Origin of the sequence: Echinicola pacifica DSM 19836 (genome assembly GCF_000373245.1) — a bacterium.
Lineage (GTDB): Bacteria > Bacteroidota > Bacteroidia > Cytophagales > Cyclobacteriaceae > Echinicola > Echinicola pacifica.
The window spans coordinates 30,530-48,198 of sequence record NZ_KB890744.1; the positions used below are offsets into that span (position 1 = coordinate 30,530).

The 17,669-nt window shown below is 43.7% G+C and carries 10 protein-coding genes; 2 read left to right on the forward strand and 8 right to left on the reverse strand.

Annotation, left to right across the window (positions count from 1 at the left end; translation table 11 throughout):
• Nucleotide 1: 1 nt before the first annotated feature.
• The 4 genes from B050_RS0110525 to B050_RS22260 form a co-directional block, all read right to left on the reverse strand.
• Entirely contained in the window at nucleotides 2-2,365 is a 2,364-nt protein-coding gene (locus B050_RS0110525) for a TonB-dependent receptor (RefSeq protein WP_018473882.1), read from the reverse strand.
• 833 nt (nucleotides 2,366-3,198) lie between these two features.
• On the reverse strand, nucleotides 3,199-7,362 hold the full coding sequence (locus B050_RS0110535) for a hybrid sensor histidine kinase/response regulator transcription factor (RefSeq protein ID WP_018473884.1): 4,164 nt from the start codon (nucleotides 7,360-7,362) through the stop codon (nucleotides 3,199-3,201).
• Between the two features lie 547 nt (nucleotides 7,363-7,909).
• On the reverse strand, nucleotides 7,910-9,805 hold the full coding sequence (locus tag B050_RS0110545; RefSeq protein WP_205744986.1) for an alpha-1,3-galactosidase-related protein: 1,896 nt from the start codon (nucleotides 9,803-9,805) through the stop codon (nucleotides 7,910-7,912).
• 419 nt (nucleotides 9,806-10,224) lie between these two features.
• A complete protein-coding gene (locus tag B050_RS22260; RefSeq protein WP_018473887.1) occupies nucleotides 10,225-12,729 on the reverse strand; it encodes an alkaline phosphatase D family protein in 2,505 nt (834 codons plus the stop codon).
• 376 nt (nucleotides 12,730-13,105) lie between these two features.
• On the opposite strand from B050_RS22260, the gene B050_RS0110555 reads away from it, so the two are divergent.
• Nucleotides 13,106-14,371, forward strand: coding sequence for a glycosyl hydrolase family 28-related protein (locus tag B050_RS0110555; RefSeq protein WP_018473888.1), 1,266 nt, complete (start codon nucleotides 13,106-13,108; stop codon nucleotides 14,369-14,371).
• A 615-nt stretch (nucleotides 14,372-14,986) separates the two neighbouring features.
• Here the strand turns inward: B050_RS0110555 and B050_RS0110570 are convergent.
• The gene (locus B050_RS0110570; protein ID WP_018473891.1) at nucleotides 14,987-15,610 is read right to left on the reverse strand and encodes a hypothetical protein; all 624 of its coding nucleotides are present in this window, start codon (nucleotides 15,608-15,610) and stop codon (nucleotides 14,987-14,989) included.
• 9 nt (nucleotides 15,611-15,619) lie between these two features.
• Entirely contained in the window at nucleotides 15,620-15,961 is a 342-nt protein-coding gene (locus B050_RS0110575) for a hypothetical protein (protein WP_018473892.1), read from the reverse strand.
• Between the two features lie 555 nt (nucleotides 15,962-16,516).
• Between B050_RS0110575 and B050_RS22265 the strand changes: the two genes are divergently transcribed.
• Complete coding sequence (locus B050_RS22265) at nucleotides 16,517-16,723, forward strand: hypothetical protein (protein ID WP_018473894.1); 207 nt, start codon at nucleotides 16,517-16,519, stop codon at nucleotides 16,721-16,723.
• Between the two features lie 38 nt (nucleotides 16,724-16,761).
• Here B050_RS22265 and B050_RS0110590 read toward each other — a convergent pair whose 3' ends face one another.
• Both B050_RS0110590 and B050_RS0110595 read right to left on the reverse strand, forming a co-directional pair.
• Complete coding sequence (locus tag B050_RS0110590; protein ID WP_018473895.1) at nucleotides 16,762-17,250, reverse strand: hypothetical protein; 489 nt, start codon at nucleotides 17,248-17,250, stop codon at nucleotides 16,762-16,764.
• A partial coding sequence (locus B050_RS0110595; RefSeq protein WP_026235798.1) for a hypothetical protein occupies nucleotides 17,250-17,669 on the reverse strand: 420 nt, incomplete at its 5' end. The genes B050_RS0110595 and B050_RS0110590, both read right to left, overlap by 1 nt.

The window sequence follows — 17,669 nt, forward strand, 5'->3', positions numbered from 1 at the left end:
ATTAATAAATAAAATATCTGATTTTTCCACTGACATTTCGACCCGGTTTTTGAAGGCTGAAGTTGTCATATATTTTCTTGTCAAAGATGTTTCTGCACTCTGCGGTAAACTGAAAGCGGTTTTGCTTCCCGAAGGTATAAGTCATATTCAGGTCATGAGACAGCTGCTCGGGAACGCCAAACTTATCGCTGCCCAGACTCGGCCAATAGAGGTAAAAAGCATGCACATAAAGTAGATTATACCCGATCACCAATCGTTTTCCTTCCTTGATGAAATTTTCAAAGGTATAAGAGGCATCCGCATTGCCATAGAAATAAGGCATATTGGGAATTCTGTCTCGGTACACCACGCTTTCCACGGTCTGTCCCTCTTCATATTGGGTGTTATTTCGCAGACTTTGGTAGGTGATATTGGCGCCAAGGGTAAAGGACTGCTTATAAAAATACCTCAGCTCCCCTTCCACCCCTATATTGGTGACATTGAACAGGTTATCCATCACCTGCATGGTTTGATTATTATTAAGGCGAGGGCGGATGAAGTCCTTGGCATCTCTGTAAAAGACATTTCCCCCAATCTCCATTCGGTGACTTGGGCCCATCGTTTTCCAGTAGCTAGCGCCAAGGTTATAGTTATAGCTGCTCTCTGGCTTTAGGTCGAGATTTCCCTGCAGGTTGACCATATCGCCAAATAGCTCCTCTGGCTCGGGCAGTCTATAGCTCTTCTCAAAGGAGCCTTTGAGCTGGAGATTGTCCCCGAAGAAATAGGTAGCCGCAAAGCCATAGCCTTGGTAGCTAAACGTTTCCTTTTCGTTTCGGTAAGCCACATCCCCATAGTTGCCGCTGGGATTATAGGCTAGAGCGAAATAATTAGCTTGCAGGTAATTTTTACCAAATAATGAAATATTGAATTGGTCGTTGGCTTGGTACCTATAGCTTAAACCGCTGATATTCTTCTGGCTTTTTTGGGGCTTTTCATAGAGGTTTTGGTCGGGAAATAGTTCATTGGTGCCTTCTCTATCGAAGGAGTTGATCACATTGCTAAAGGAAATTGCATGATGGGCACCGAAGCTATAGTCCGCATTTGCCGTGAGCAAAGCATTATTGTTCTGGTATTTATATAGGGTATAAGAGCGCTCCCCGCCGGGAGTATCATATTCCAGGTATTGCTGAAACCAGTTGTATCGACGATGGACGGTATCGATATTCTGCTCCGAGCCAAAGTTATAATTAGCATTCAGGGTCACATTCAAACCCTTGGTAATGAGGTCTTCCTTGCGGTATTTGAGGGTAGGCATCAGGATGGTTCCATTCCTATTCCAATCCCCAAAAACACTCACCAGTCTGGCACCCGTTTGGATTTCTTTATAGTTCTTCCCCACAGTAAGCCCCAGCAAAAGCTTATCGGCATAGGGCTTATTCTGAACGCCTATCTGAGTGATCAGGGTCTCATTATGGTAAGTATCATTGAACCTTCGCACGGTCTGATCGGGGTAATATTTTCCGGTATTGATATCGGCCACATCCACGGTCACCCAATAGTCATTATCGGAGTAATTTTGGAAGGCATTCATCTGAAAGGTAAATCCCGAAGGCGCCACATAGGCCGTGTTGATGACTGTCTTATGCGTATTGAAAGAACCATAAGAATAGGAGATGTCCAGGTAACTTTTACCCGCTTGATTAGTGATAATATTGACTGCTCCACCGAGGGCATCTGCTCCTAAACCGACTGGTACCACACCCTTATAGACCTCTATCCTCTCGGCGAGATTGATGGGAAGATTATTGAGTTGGAAGGAAGAACCAAAATTATCCATAGGAATACCATCGATAAAAAACTTCACCTGCTTGCCCGTAAATCCATTGAGGGAAAAGTTCATCGTGGAGCCTACTCCCCCGGATTCTCTCACCCGCACCCCCGACACCCTATCGAGAGCATGGCCGATATCCAGGGTGGTATTATGCAATTTGCGGGCATCCACCACATCCACATTGAATGCCTTCTCCTTTATTTCTTTGACGATGGACTTCCCAGTCACCGTCACTTCGTTCAGATCCTGCGCATTCTCCTCCATTTGGATTTGGAGATAGGTACTAGTCTCGGGATTTACGTTCACCTGTGTGGACTGATAGCCCATAGAAGTGAATTCCAGCGTAAGGCTAGATTGGCTGGTAAGGGGAAAACTAAATTCTCCATTAAGATCAGTCACCGTCCCCTTATTGGTGGCGGTATCTCTAACCAATACCCCCGGAAGCTGCTCCCCTTTGGCGTCTTTCACCTTGCCCTTTAGCACTTGCTGAGCCAAAATTGGAAAATGCATCAGAAGAAAAATATAGAGCAGGATCAGTTCCTTTGTGTGTTTCATCGTACGTGTAGATTGCGTAATTTCATTCTAAATTCTTTTCTACCAATTGGTAAAAAACACCTAATCGTTATTTAGATTAAGTTTAAATTAAGGCAAAGGTATTTCAAAAATTGATTCACACCATAGGATGCTTCCCTATTTTTCAATTGTATTTTTCTATCGAATTAGAATCTTGATAAAAGAGATTTATCAGCGGAATTAAACAACTGTTTATCACCTGTCAGAGGCTGTTCACGCGCACAGTTTCAGGAATATGGAATAGGTCTGAGAAGGATGGTTGAGAAAAACCAGTGAGACAAATGCTAGCAAAAAGACCTTAAAAGTATTGACATGAGCATATATTTCTTGCATTATCCCCTAAAATCAAGCTCCTGCTTTTTCAGGTTTTGAGGTTCCTGGACCAGGATAATAAATACGCAAGCAAGCCTAAACCCAGTGATGGTAATCCATTTATTTAGCGTCCAATTCCGCCCTATTGCAGCATGGCTACTTGTCATTTGTTCCCGCTAACCTATGGACCAAATAGGATGAGCCAGCCCTCCGGTAGGTTAAGCAATTATTATTCTAAGGAGATTTTTTACACCAATTATTCATGGATTCCCTCAAAAGGTATTTGCTCCAGTACCCCAAGAGCTTCGGAAGCATCGAGAAAATTCAAGTAAGAGGAAAATGAGAGAAACCGCATTTTCGCATCCCTCAAATTTGATAGGGCTCAGAAACTTAAGTGATCATAATCCACGACAATCTACCTTAGGTCTTGGCCGGGTCTTATACTACCAAAAAATACGGAAGAAAGGGTTTCCTTCTCCCTTGGGGAGGAATTTCCCTGCAAGCTAGCCAATGGTTTCATTCATTTTTTCGGCGTACTTCCCAGGGCTGACCTCATATTTATCCTTAAAAATCTTAGCAAAGTGAGTACGGCTCTTAAAGCCAGTCATCATAAACACCTCACTTACGGTATATTGCTCCTGATACAGCATCTGAGCGGCTTTCTTTAACCTATAGTTTTTCAGTAATTCATAGGGAGTTTGACCGGTCAGGGCTTTTACTTTTTGGTAAAAATGGGTTCTGTTGAGGTAGAGTTCTTTGGAAAAAGAATTAAGATCCAAATCCTGATTATCGAGGTTCTTATCGATCAGCGAATACAATTTGTCCACAAAAGCATGGTCATTGCTTTCCTCTTTGGTGATGGTAAGCGGAAGATCAATCTCAAATCTTTTTCTGATCTGATATCGGGAATTCAGCAATGCTTCTATTCGCACCAGCAGATGGGTCTTCTCAAATGGCTTATGGACATAGGCATCTGCACCACCCTCATAACCTTTCAGTTTGTCATGCTCCGTCTGGCTAGCGGTTAGCAAAAGCACAGGAATATGGCTGGNTTTTATATTCGATTTTATCTGATTAGTTAGTTCAAAGCCATTTATATTTGGCATCATCACATCACTGAGCACCAAGTCTGGCCACTCGTCCTCCAGGGCTTCAAGGCATTCTTTACCATCATTGAAGCATTTGACTGTAAATAACTGGCCAAGAAAGCTGGCGAGGTATTGCTGCATTTCCAGGTTATCCTCCACGACGAAAAGCACGGCCTTGTCAAAATTGCTGGTAAAATCTACCGGTGTAGCGTCTAGTTTTAGTTCTTTTTGGAGGTCTTCCGCTTCCATTTCGTGTCTGAGCAGCTCACTTTCCTGCACCTGCTGATCCTGTGTGGTGGAATAATCCTGATCAATAATCGGCAGCGAAATATAAAAGGTACTCCCCTCATTCACCTGGCTTTCCAGGCGGATCGTACCATAATGCATTTCTATCAGTCTCTTGCTAAATGCCAGCCCTATTCCTGATCCGCCAATGGAGCTGGAGTTATTATAGGAAGACTGAAAAAAGCGATCAAAAACCCTGGCCTGATCTTCCTCCGGAATGCCTGTTCCCGTATCGGCCACAGCGATCAGCAGCGCCTGCTCCCTTTGCTCATAGCTGATCCGGATGGTATCCCCCTTATTGGTAAATTTGATCGCATTGGATAGCAGGTTATTGATGACTTTTTCGAGCTTGTCGGCGTCAGCATTTACATAAATAGCTGATTCTCCTCCTTGCACGGAGATTTTTTTATCCCCCTGACGGGTAATAAAATGGTAATCCTGATAGATTCTTTGGATAAATTGATCAAAATTAAATTGACTCCTATGCATCTTCAGCGCATTGGCCTCAGCCCTCTGGAAGTCATGTACCTGATCCACTAAGACGGAGATTTTGCGGGATTGTCTATGGATCAGATCCAGCTTATCCACCACGTCTGCATCATGCTTAAATCGGTCGCATAAATACTCCACAGGACCCTGAAGGAGTGTCAAGGGGGTTTTTATTTCATGGGAAATATTGGAGAAGAACCTGAGTTTTGCGCCATTCAGGCGGGTCTCAGCGTCCTTAGCCAGGCGATGCAATTCGATATTATGCTGCAATTTCTGAAATCTCAAAATGGTAAAGATAATTCCAAAAACCAGAAGCCCAAGGAGGATGCTATAGGCAAAATAGGCCAAGGGGGTCTTCCAGAAGGGTGGATGGATCACTAAGGTCAAGGCGCGCGGATTTCCCCACTCGTTCAGGGAGTTGCTCACCATTACATGAAGGGTGTACACTCCCGGCTGCAGACCACTAAAATAAATGGATTTTTGGCTGGATTTCACCTCTATCCATTGGGTATTGATCGGCCTCAGCTGGTATTTTATATAGTGATTTTCTGGATTTCCATAATGCAGGGAATTGACATCTATGGAGAAGACATTCTCATCATACTGAAGGTCTATTTGCTCCGTATTGGTCAGAGATTCCTTGAGGAGTATCCTGCCCTCTAGAGTGTCACCCGGCAAGATGGTCTTGCCAGAAACCGTCAGCTTGTCAAATTGGAAGGGCGGCACGGGCTCATCATCGCGGAGATCATCCGGATGAAAAAAGCAGATGCCAGTAATTCCTGAAAAAATCATCGTGCCGTCAGCCAGCTTCGCCGCAGCATAGCTGAAATCTTCAAATGGCAGGCCATCTGACCGCTTATACACCCTGATATTTTGACTTTTGGTGTTGAATCTATTTAATCCAATATTTGTGGATATCCATAAATTATAATCCTCATCATATAAAATGCTCTTCACCACATTATTTGAAAGGCCATTTCTCTCCGAATAACGGATAAATTTCAGATTTTCAGCATCGTTATTCAGCACCTTACAGATACCGCCTCTTTCGGTACCCAAATATAACTCCCCATTGGGAAGACGGATAATAGAAGTGACGAAATTGCTCGGTAATGAAGATTGATCAGTCGGGTCACTCAGGTACTGGTCCACCTGGATATCATCCAGCGCAGTGGACTCTTCTAATTTCACTCTAAACAAGCCATCGGCATCCGTCCCTACCCAGATAAAGTTAAATAGGGCATCATAATACAGCGTCCTAATCTTATAAATTGCGTTTTCCCTAAAGAAAGAATGATCCGTCAGCTTGTCAACAGCGATAATTTCACGCTTTTGATTCAATTGAAATCTATAAAAATCCTTGGTGCTCGCCACCCAAATATTCCCCAAATCATCCTCACACATGGTCACCAGGCGTAATCCCAAAGGAATCGTAACTCCCTCTGCCACTGGCGAAGTATCGTATGTCCCATCGGGGCGTAAAACCGTAAGCTCATTATTGCGCAGCTTAAACCACATTTCCCCTCTATCATTGCTATACACTCCCGTGATTTCATCCTGAATGCGGATGGGCATGCTCGCCGGCAAACTTTCAAATCCTCCCTTCACGAAATCATACACAATCTCACCTCCATGATGTGCCGTCATATAGGCGGCATACTGACCAAAAGGAGCAATATTCGGCACCTCATTGGTCTGTAATCGCTCCACGGAATTGGCCTTGCGGCTTACCTTATGAAAAGAACTGGGATACATATCATACCTCAATACGCCGTGATTAAAGGTCGTAACCCATACCCCGTCATTTGCACTGGTATAGATGCCACTGGTGCGGATAAATCCCCTTTCCTCATCGATGGTCTGCACCTTGGGCCGGCCCCCTTGTATTACCTCCTGAAAATTATCTACTCTCCGCAGCCCCCGATTGATCGTGCCCAACCATAGTCTTTTGCGCTCATCATAGGCCACACTATTGAAACTTTCTGTTGATAATATCCTGGTCTTCAACTTCCAATCACCGGACAGATGATCGATTACCATTGCTCCGGAGGAGCTAGTCACCAGGTACTGATCAGAAGGAAGGCTTAAGATATAAGTGGCCTCCGGAATGGCTGAGGCCAGGATTTTTTGGAATTCTCCTGAGGAGGGCTCAAAGATAAATAGCCCTTCGGAACTAGACAAAAGATAGCTGGCATCTTGGAATTTTACCATATTAAAAATGACAAAATCCTCGGAATTGGCCAGTGAAGGGGGAAGATAATTCCCTATATGCTCCAGATCAGCACTGAACACCAGGACCCCAAACTGCTCAGAGCTTGCGAGAATCAGTTCCTGCTCATGGTCCACCAGTAGATTCCTGATGATGGGCCCTTTATTAAGTTGCCCTTGCTTGGCATTGGTGTATAAGTTAAAAAACGACTCGGTTTTTTGGTTAAAAATAGTAATTCCCTCGTCCGTTCCTATCCATATATTGCCCCTGTCGTCCTCAGCAAGTGTCCTCACGCGATTGCTAATAAAATAGTTCTGCTCAGAGGTATTTCGATAAGTCAGGAAATCAGAACCATCATATCGATTTAGCCCATCATAGGTCCCGATCCAATAATATCCTTTCTTGTCTTTAAGCAAGGAAGTCACGCCATTATGCGCTAGCCCATCGGCTATAGAAATCTGCCTACTGGGGTAAGGATAGGTGTCGGTCTCCGCTGCCAAAAGATCTGCATGGTATAGCATCAGCAGTGCAAAAGCAAGAATACCTGGCACCGTAATTTTTATCTTTTGGTCCATCAGCTGGAGTACCATATTCATTAGATTATTTGGGTAGATGATTGTGCGTTCACTTCTTTTTCTCAGTACTAAAACTACTACTTTTAATTCTCAATTGGTAAATATCCCCAGGCCTAAACCAGGAATACCCTCCATTCAGAAAAATTATTAGTTCAATACTATCGGTCAATTGATCCATGCAAGATATAGCCTATTGACCTTGCAAGCAAAAAGCGGCTTAACCCTCGCTCGGATAAAAAGCCTCATCAATGGAATCGCTAGCGGTCCATTTCTAATAGTCCTGCCTTTAAGTAAAACTATGGTGACCTCGCATCATCTATGTATCCGCCAGTATATATCTTGTCGCTCAGGATACAGGGGAAGTACTATAATCAAACTCAGTTCCCAAGGCAAAACACGGCTCTAACAGCTCCTTAGGCCTGTTTTAAGACTACAGCAGCCTTGTTCTCACAGGCCACAGCGAAGTACCGGGTACTTCCTGGGCTGTGATCACAATAGAATAATTATAGGTTTTGATAGGTGGCAGTAGTGGTGAGAAATATAAAATTGACCCAAGTAGGAATAGGCTTTAATCGAATTTTATATTTTGATTTTGATTGGTATTCACGATCATTTTTTTGGCTTTCCCCTTATAGGTATTGTCTGTAAAATTCAGGTCTTTGGAGGCATTGATTTTCACCACCGGATTATCTGGAAACAGACTTGGGAAGGCATCAGAATACTCGATGGTATTTGCTTTGAAGAGGAACCCATCCACATTATTGACCTCAAGTATCATGGGGTCAAATTGTCGAAAGGTATTTCCAATGATCCGTATTTTCTCGAAGGCGGTATGCTCCTCATCATCATCGGTGATGAATCGGATTACCCCTCGATTCTGACCACTATGAACGCAGTTTTCGAAGGTATTCCCTTCGATCAGCAGGTCCCTTGCGCTGCCAGCTTCAAACCAGTGACCGCTCTCCACAGGCACCAGAATTGCTTCCATTTCGGTATGGAAATAGTTATTAAGTACCTTGACAGATCTGGGAGTGGACAATAAAAGGCCTCTGGCGCGATTACCCTGAATTTTGCAATTCTCAATGATCACCGCTGGGTAGGCATCGATATTCTCTAGCAAGTCGCCCGCTGCAATATTCTCAGGAAGAGATTCCCTAAAAGTCAAAATCTGGTATCGGCCATTCAGCACCTCTGTATCTTGCAGTGTCAGCTCGTGGAAAGGAAAGAAAGACTCGCTCAGCCTCACAAATCCAATTTTATCCCCTGGCCTTCCGATTTTGAACCCTTGCTGCTGGTAATGGCCCATCCGTACCCCCAGACGGTGGGCATCGATCCTCTCCACCACCTCCTGGTAAGTGCCATGGATATTGGCTGCATCGTCCAGCTGCCCTTCAAAAAGACTCTCAGAAATATGGATCTCTCCCCTACAGCCTACAAAATGCGTGGCATCGGCCGTGGTGGAGACTACGCGGTCTCCCGAAGGGCTGACCACCATATGGTCTATGCGGATATTTTCGGTGTTTTCTACGATCAAGCCCATCCCACCGGCATGGTGCACCGTAACCTGAGAGAGCTGGAAGTCCTTGCTGTCCACCACTCGGATGGCTGGGGCGAGGCGATTTTCGCCTTGCTCTCCTTTCATGGCCATCACCATGCCCACTGGAGGCATTTTCTTTCCGTGATTATGCACTCGTACCAAACCTGGCTCCAGCTGCTCCACCCATATGCGAGATTCCATTCCTATATCTCTGAGGCCTGGTGCCCGCTCATCCACCTTATAGCGGTATCTGATGCTGTCCAGGGAATACTGCTCGCCGCCTTTCTTGGAGGTGGTGACCGGCGTATATGACTCGGTATCAAACATGATAGCCTTGCGACTCCGGTCATAAAGAATGGACTGACCAATGGTATGCTCGTAATATTCCTTCACGAAAATCAACTGATTGTCCCTGATTTCATAAGGAAAATCCGTTGATATCTGCATATCAAAAGTCCCCTTCTCCTCATCATTCGCCACTATAAGGCCCTCACTATGAAAAGGCATATACCAGTCAATCGTAAGGTTTTTTAGCTGTATATTTTTACTGTTTTCTACGATAAATGGAATCATCTTTCCATGAAAAATAAAGGTGGCACCCTGACCATCTATTGTGATATTCTTCCGGTCTAGAAGTGGAAATGCCGTTGCCACAAAGACATCATTGTGATTGCTGATACGGCAGAACATCTCCAGGCCTTTGTCTGGGTAAAAATGATACGTGCCGGGTTCAAAGAAAATCTCCTCGACCTCAGGCGAATTCATTACTTTTTCTAATACCTCCGGCGTGGCATCCTCTGCAATAGAGGTGTCAAAACTCAGGGTTTTCTTAGCATCGGTGGTGATGCCTAGTACAGGGAAGGATAAAAAATTCACAGAGAATATCCCCCATAGTAGGATCGCGGTTATTTGGATTTTATTGAGCATACTTGAAATTATTTTGATCAAATATGAGCCTATCTCCATCTACTGCTGTATGTCTTAATAAATTACTTGTGTCTTTAAGTAATTTTGGAGAAAAATACGGGCTCTAAGTCATTCATTGGCACTAAATCATTGGTTTCTTCTAATTCCCGCCACAGGATTGAGTACTTGGTTTTGAGGCCCACCTCTTATTTCACCCGTAGGCCTCCCCCAGGCGCTGCTGATAGGTATAATTAAAATGCGGCTCCCAAAAGATCGGCTATCCCTATTCGGTTTTTGCTGGTAAATAATGAAGGGCTAAGTAGCTAGATTATCGTTTTTGACTTAATAAATAGATCCAATCAAATAGCCTAACAATAAAAAACCAGCTGCGCGAGGATTTAGCATCTTCGGGCAGCTGGCATTTATTCGGTAAGGCTCCTTTAGGCTTCCAAGGTTTCCTTAGCATCTAAAGTGATCTCGACTCCATCAAAAATCACTGGCGAGGTCTCACCCACTTCTATTCGATACTGATCCACCTGATACACAGGAGGGACGTATTCCTTACCTCGGATTCTAATGGCCTGGATCAGTTCACCATCACTTTTCTTATAGATCTTCACCAGTTGATTAGGCTCCTTGCAGCTCACTTTAGGGAGGTAGCCGAGGGGCTTCCTGCCATCACAGTCCAGCTGCTGTATGGTCAGTGGCCAGCCGGGAAAAGTATTTTCAGCACTTGGAGCATCCAGGTTTGCGAGAAATCTGATGGCTTCCATCTTGATGGTTCGCATCGACTGATCCATGGTGATGATTCCAAAGCCAGAAGCCTTGGCCTCAGCCATTTTATAGCGGTTAGGCTCTTTGGGAAGTTGCGGAAGGGGGTTGCCGGTGGCATATATATAATTTCTATTGCCGAAGACATCTCGATAAACGCCCGTATTGGGGAGATTATGAAGGGGGCGATCAGAGAAAGGCATATTCACATGGTCTGGCTCACACCAGCGCGGGTACCCTGTGGATATCGCCGGGGTACAGAAAGTCCAGGGGCCATCTCTATCCTCATCGATGCTGTACTGCACCAAGAACGGGATATGTTGATCTCCATTGATATGGAAAGCACTGGCACGTCTCACAATCCGCAGCACCTCATCACGCTGCTCTTTTGGCCAGCCTCCCGAGTCAAGGTCCCCAAACAAAAAGTCCTTGGCAGGTCCATGATGAGTGCAGACATTCGCAAACAGGGTCTGGCTCAGCAGGACTTTCATGCTGGCCCCATCCCAATCCTCCACCCAATCCTTCAGAAAGGATAGCTGCTGCTCGCCCACCATGCTCAGGCCCTTTTTGGACAAGGCATTTGGCGAGTATAGCTTTTTGATATGATCGATCCTGCCCGTACCGATATTCAGCATTTCGGGCCCCGACTTAAACAGACGGTCACTGATAATGGCAAAGCTAATTCCGCCATAATTCATCTCCGTAAACCAGGAGCTTATACCACCCTTCATACTAGCAGGCTTCACTGGAGGAGGTAGATGAGCCGTTTGCGTTTGATTCACCACATTGATCATCTCCACCGACTGCACCAGTCCACCATGGGCGTCCATCACTTCTTCCCACTGCTCCATGGAGATCCCTTCGCCACCCTCACCCCAGAGATTTCCCTGAAACACATCATGATCATCCGGTGTACATACAGTGGGCCTGTCCCTCATCACCTCCCCAAACGCCCATCCAAACATATACCATTTGCCAAGATAGCTCAGTATACTTTCCCTCTCAGGGCTTCTTTTGATAGCATATTGGCCATTATTTTCATAAATCTGGTCTCCTGAAAAGTACAGTAAGTCAGGATTATATCGGCTGAGATTCTCCACCAGAGGGCGATATGGAAACCCTGCGGCATGCTGACAGGTCAATCCGCCGATTACCAGAGGTTTGTCTTTGGGGTCCTTGCGGATCGTACCCTCATACTCGTGCAGATCTCCATCATGCTTGTACTGGAACTTATAGGCGGTATCCTCCTCCGGCTCCCAGTCGGCATAGGTGAAGGTGGCCACATAGGATTTAGGGTCTATAGACGTTTTTTGGGATAAGCTCCATTTGCCTTTTTCCTTGAAATACAGGCTGATTTGCTTTAGGTCTTTCTCTGCTACAGGAGGCAGCTGAGCGGAAATCCGCAGTTCGCCTTTAGACAGTGTGTACATGGACCATAATATCGGCCCAAAACACGATTCTGGACTGTATAGAAGCTTAGTACCATTAGCACTAAGGGTTTTCCAGGCACATTCCCCATCCGTATTGGAGCCTAAGCAGGTCAGGGCAATTAGGCCTTTTAGGCTTTCAGGGTGGTCCAGGCTTAGGGATTTTATGGGCTTTTGGTTTTGGGACAAATGTAATTCCAGTCCCGTATGCGATCCATCGTCCTGACCTATGAGCGTGAGTTCATAGGTCCCCTCATCCAGCGCAGGTAGGCTGATGGTCTCCTTGCCCAGGACCAAGTGCCCGGAAGAGGAAATACCACCAAATATCCCCTTCCCAAAATAACAGGCCGACTTGGCACTTTCGGGATCAGTGGAGTCCACCAAGCCCACCGAAATGCCCGCTGAAAAATCCGCATTGCTCCCTTGTTTATAATTCAAAGAAGCCTGAACAGTGAAATCACCCTTGCCTGGCTCCAGCTGATATTCCAGCAGATTGACTCTAGACTCCTTTTCCTTTCCAAAAAAACGTAAGGCTCCAGACTCCACCTTCCAGTCCTCCATAGGGATGGACCAAAGTGATTTCCCCGGCCATACGCGGTCGGGGAATTTCTTGAAATCCACTGAAAAAGCCCCTTCTTTTGAAATGGTATGTATTAATTTTTGGCCAGCTTGCAGGTCTGGCAATGGCATGATGGCAGGAACCAAGGCTCCCATTCCTTGAAGAAAAGTTCTTCTTTTTAATTTCATAGTATTCTAGGTTATTGACAATAGGTATGTGTGTATATCTAATTTATTATTTTCGAACAGCTAAATTCTATTTTTTATCAAGGTATGAGTCGCTCTCCATCATTATGATGTATCTCCCAATCCAAAACCTGTCTTTTGGTGGTGAATAGGCGCTTTTATGCCCATAGGAACCCCTTCCTAATGGAATTCCACTCCCTTACATCTCTGCCTCTCCCCCAATCATAGTAAGCCAAAAAGGCTCACAGGTAAAACAAAGAAGCATAATAACTCATATTTACCAAAGAAAACAATTAAATAACCAGTAAATACAACAAACATGGAGGATGCATGGAAATTGGAGCATAAATAATTTCAATTAACATAACCCATTAGTATTATGAACAAATTAAAACCATTGATCCCATCAGTATTATCTTGCCTGCTTATAGGCAGCTGCATCGTGGATTCACCCCAGGGCCACAGTGATATTGACGAATATGTAAATCGGGATGTGGGAATCAGGGTAAACCTGGTGGACGATTATGGCGCCAACGGCAGTGATGCCTTGGATGACACCCCATTCCTAGCTCAGGCAATCACTGAGCTATCCACTGACCATGAAGGGGGCACCATCTACATCCCCAAGGGTACTTACCATATTGGACAGATCAAAATGGCCTCCAATATCCATATTGAAATTGAGGGAGAGTCCGTTCTTATTCCTGTGGAAAGAGAAGGAGGAAAAAACTATTCGGTATTTTATTTTGGAGATAATTCTGCCGTGGTGGAAAATGTAAGTATCACTGGCGTAAATGGCCGTTTCACCATTGATATGTCAGAGGTGGAAAATGGCAATATCCGAGGCTTCCAACTCAATAACGTGGATCAATTTTACCTGGCCAATATTGATATCCAGGACAATCTCACCAAATTCAGCGCGATCACCTTTGGATTTGCAGAGTACGAAGGGGAATACTTCTACCCTCGCAATGGCATGATAAAAAATGCCAGCACCTATCAGGCTTCCTATGGCTATGGGCTGGTACAAATGCAAGCAGGGCAAAATATAAAATTCAAAAACATCCATGGCGATGGTGGCGTGACCCTTCGATTAGAAACGGGCTATAAGCTGATGAATGAACTCCAAATTGGAGGATTATTTGATATTATAGGCAAAAATATATCCTGCGACAATGGAAATGCTGCGCTAATGATCTCTCCTCATTCCATTCAAAATGGGCGCTTTGAAATGGAGAATATCACTGCCAAAAACTGCGGTATCGGGGTTAGAATCGGCGGTGGATATGTGGCAAAGTCCCAGGAGCACTTAGACATACAGCCGGGAACATTTGATGAGACTAGCTTTATCAAAAACATCCATGTAGAGTACGGCGAAACTTCCCAGTTGAAATGGAAGCATTTCAGGTATATGCCTTGTGAACTGAGAGACCAAATTATCCAAGTAGAGACCCCTTATGAAGGTGCCTCTATCTACGAAGGCCCATCGATTAGCCCCGTATTAAACACCGCTTATGGTGAAGATGCTGCCAATGGTGAGTTTAAAATCACCCTTGAAAACATCAGCGCCGAGGGGTTTGACCTGCTAGACAAGTGGGAACTGAGAGCTGAGGATGCTGTCATAGAATGTACAGAGGAATTATAAGCCAACTGATAATTAGCAGCCATAAAAGCGATGGAGTAGTTCTCCCATCGCTTTTTTTATATTATAGGTCAAGAAAAGCCTCAAACCAATCAAAAACACCTTAAGCCTGGCAATAGATAAGGTGAGAGAAGAACATTAAAAAGAGGTATGCTTTGCCTCCCAAAGCAGCTATTACCCTATTGGGGTTTATAGAAATAAAAAACGCCATAAAACTCCGAACAGCCTCAAAAAACTCAGGTAAAGTAAGGTATATATCAGCCGCAGATGGCTGATCTGGTCCATACCCATAGGACCTGATATTCCAAGAATAAAAACAACCAGCAGAAGATCCCGTCGATGCCCTTGTCCTGATCGCCAAAGGGTTCGGCATGTCAGGGGATGAGGTGATCTATTTCGATGAAAAAAGCGGGGTGCCCAATGAGATTTCTATAAGCGACAAGGCAGCCCTCGAACAGCTCTAGCTCAATAAGGAGCTGGAAGAGGAAGAAAAAACCCTCCTACTGAAGGTCATTGAGACTTTTGTCTCCAATAAAAGTTTCAAGGATTATATTCAGGAAAAGATCGCTGCTCTGTAAGCAAAAAGCCCGGCTACTGCGAGGCTCCCTATTCATTTCTTTAACTTAAGATTTCTTTTAAAGTTTTATCGACCCTATTCACTTCCATTGGGTCATGAGTTATCTTGTAGATAATCTTCTTGGCATCCATTCCGATAAAATCTCCATCTTCTAAATCTTTGAGATGAAAATACTCTTCATCACCAACAAAAACTGAATAAACTTCCGAGGGAGACACAACTGTTTTTTCTTCGTCATTGAGCAGGTTGACAATGCGATTGTAGTCAGATTCACCAACTAACTCCTTCTTAAAACTTGAAACATCAATTTTACTCAAATCAATATCACGCTTCTTGCTACCTCCTAAAGAATATCCGCTGATTGTACCGCTTGAAATATAAATTTCATACGGCAATGAACCAGATGATTTATTATCGTAAACTTTGATATTGGTTAGCTTATAATCTTTATCTCCTTCTTTATCATACTTCTTTAAAACATCATGGTTAAAAGTGAAAGCTACATAACCAGTAATATCACTTACATCTACAAGCACTCCTCTAAATAACCCATCTGTTATCTGGCTTATTAAACTTGAATATTCTTTGGGAAGCTTCTCTATTGTATAGCGAAGCAATTCTGTCTCCCAAGTTTCTACTTTAGTTCTTTTAAATAATCCGAACATTTTATTATTCTAAAACTTTGTAAACCAGTTGTATTTTCCAAACCACCCAACATCAGGCTTAAATCCTGCCCGCAAGAAATTATACCTATATGGGTCAATAAGAGAATGCTGAACAGTATTCAACTTCCAAACATTCAATCTATTTTTTACTGCCCAATTCGGTAAATTATAAGCACGTTGCATTCGTTGAGTTAGGAAAACATGATGAAATTCAGTACTAATCCTTTGAGTACCTGTGGAAGTTGAAATTTTAGCAAGCGTTTGTGTTCCACCTCTTGCAGCTTTGAACTGTGAAAAAGTTTTTCCGCCTCTTAAAAAGCTACTACTTCCCTTAGCGGCATCATCGGCCAATGAAGCTGATGATTAAAATATTTTTTCACCTAATTCTTTAGCAGGGGCCGAGAAATGGGCTATTTTAACCTTAGTCAAGTTAACCACTGCTTCGCTCATCTTCACTCCTCCGGCCAGTCCCGCAGATTTGTCAATTAATTGTAGCGCTGAATTGGAACCCGTAACTACACTTCCAAACTTAAATCCACTTTGTGCAAAATTAACAACCCCTCTTGACAAACTCCCCGCTCCTCCTGCAGAAGCACCATCCAAGACTTTATAACCAACATACTTAGCAATATCACCAGGATTTTCAAAGTTAGGAAGATTACCCGTATAAATATCAATCCCGACATTTAGTGAGGAGGTGGATCTACCAGACGAGTAAAATAAAAGCAGTGGTCTTTCTTAAACCCGATTCCTGCCACTTACAGAACAGGGAGTAATATGCTTGGTTGGAATTCTTTTTCATCCTTCAACATTAGGTATTCATAATGCCTGTATCAATATGGGGTTTGTCGGACGGATATTGAGAACGGTCATTTACTGCCCTCTATTGATATTGTGCAAAGATTGATGAAGGTATTTGCCGTAAGTGCTGATAACCTTTTAAACGATAATGAAAATAGCGTGGTTGAACTGGAAAATCACGCACTTAACGAACAGTTGATGCTCATTAACCAACTGGACAAGGAAGAGAAAAATGCCCTTATCAAAATAATCAACTCGATGCTGACAAAAAAACGGATGAAGGATTTACTCGATGGTAAAGCTAATTTTTAGGCATTAAAAAAGCCCCGGATTTCTCCGAGGCTTAATTCCTATTCAAATTCAGGATAGACAAAATCGTATTTCCCTGTTTGCATTCGGTGGACTATGCTATCAGGCGGTATAACACTTCCCACTTCTGCTTTTCGGTTTTCTCCTTCTAACTTGCCGACTTGTCTTTGTTCTTCGTTGATTTTCCAAACCCACCAATCTTGGGATACTTTAGTTTGTGGATTATCCCCACTACTTCTAAAAAGCACATCATCAAAGTTCCCTACATCATTAGTGTTCCCAATCTTTTCCCAATAGCCCATTTTAAGTCCAAGTTTCGTTACACAATGGGCATAAAACTCTACTTCTCCGTTTACAATTTCCGTTAGATCATCAAGATTAGCATTAACTGGATGTACTTTCTTAAAAGCCCTGATTACATCACTGTTCAGTTGTGTAAGGTCGCTGACTATGTATTGAAAATATTTCTTACTGCTGTCATTTATTTTGACAGAAAAAATGTCTCCTATTTTCGTGTTTGCTCTTGCCATTATTTGATACCGTATTGCCACCAATATTTCGGTGCGATTGAATTAATCCTGTTCAAAAGCATCCCGCCATTCTTTTGCAAACCATACTGATTGATCAGTCCTTGCTCCCAAACTCTTGCACCTGTCCTTGATAAATTAGTTGCGCCTGGAACAACCTCATATCTTAAAAGTGATTTCCCTGTACCTGAACTTAGATGCTCACCAAACCTAACTGCTGCCTGTCTTTCAGTAATACCAACATATCTTACAACCCCTGCTTTGTCAAATCCCTGATACACTAAATTACTTCCCCCCTTAGCGGCATCATCGGCCAATGAAGCTGATGATTTCAATATTTTTTCGCCTAATCCTTTAGCAGGGGCCGAGAAATGGGCTATTTTAACCTTAGTCAAGTTAACCACTGCTTCGCTCATCTCCAC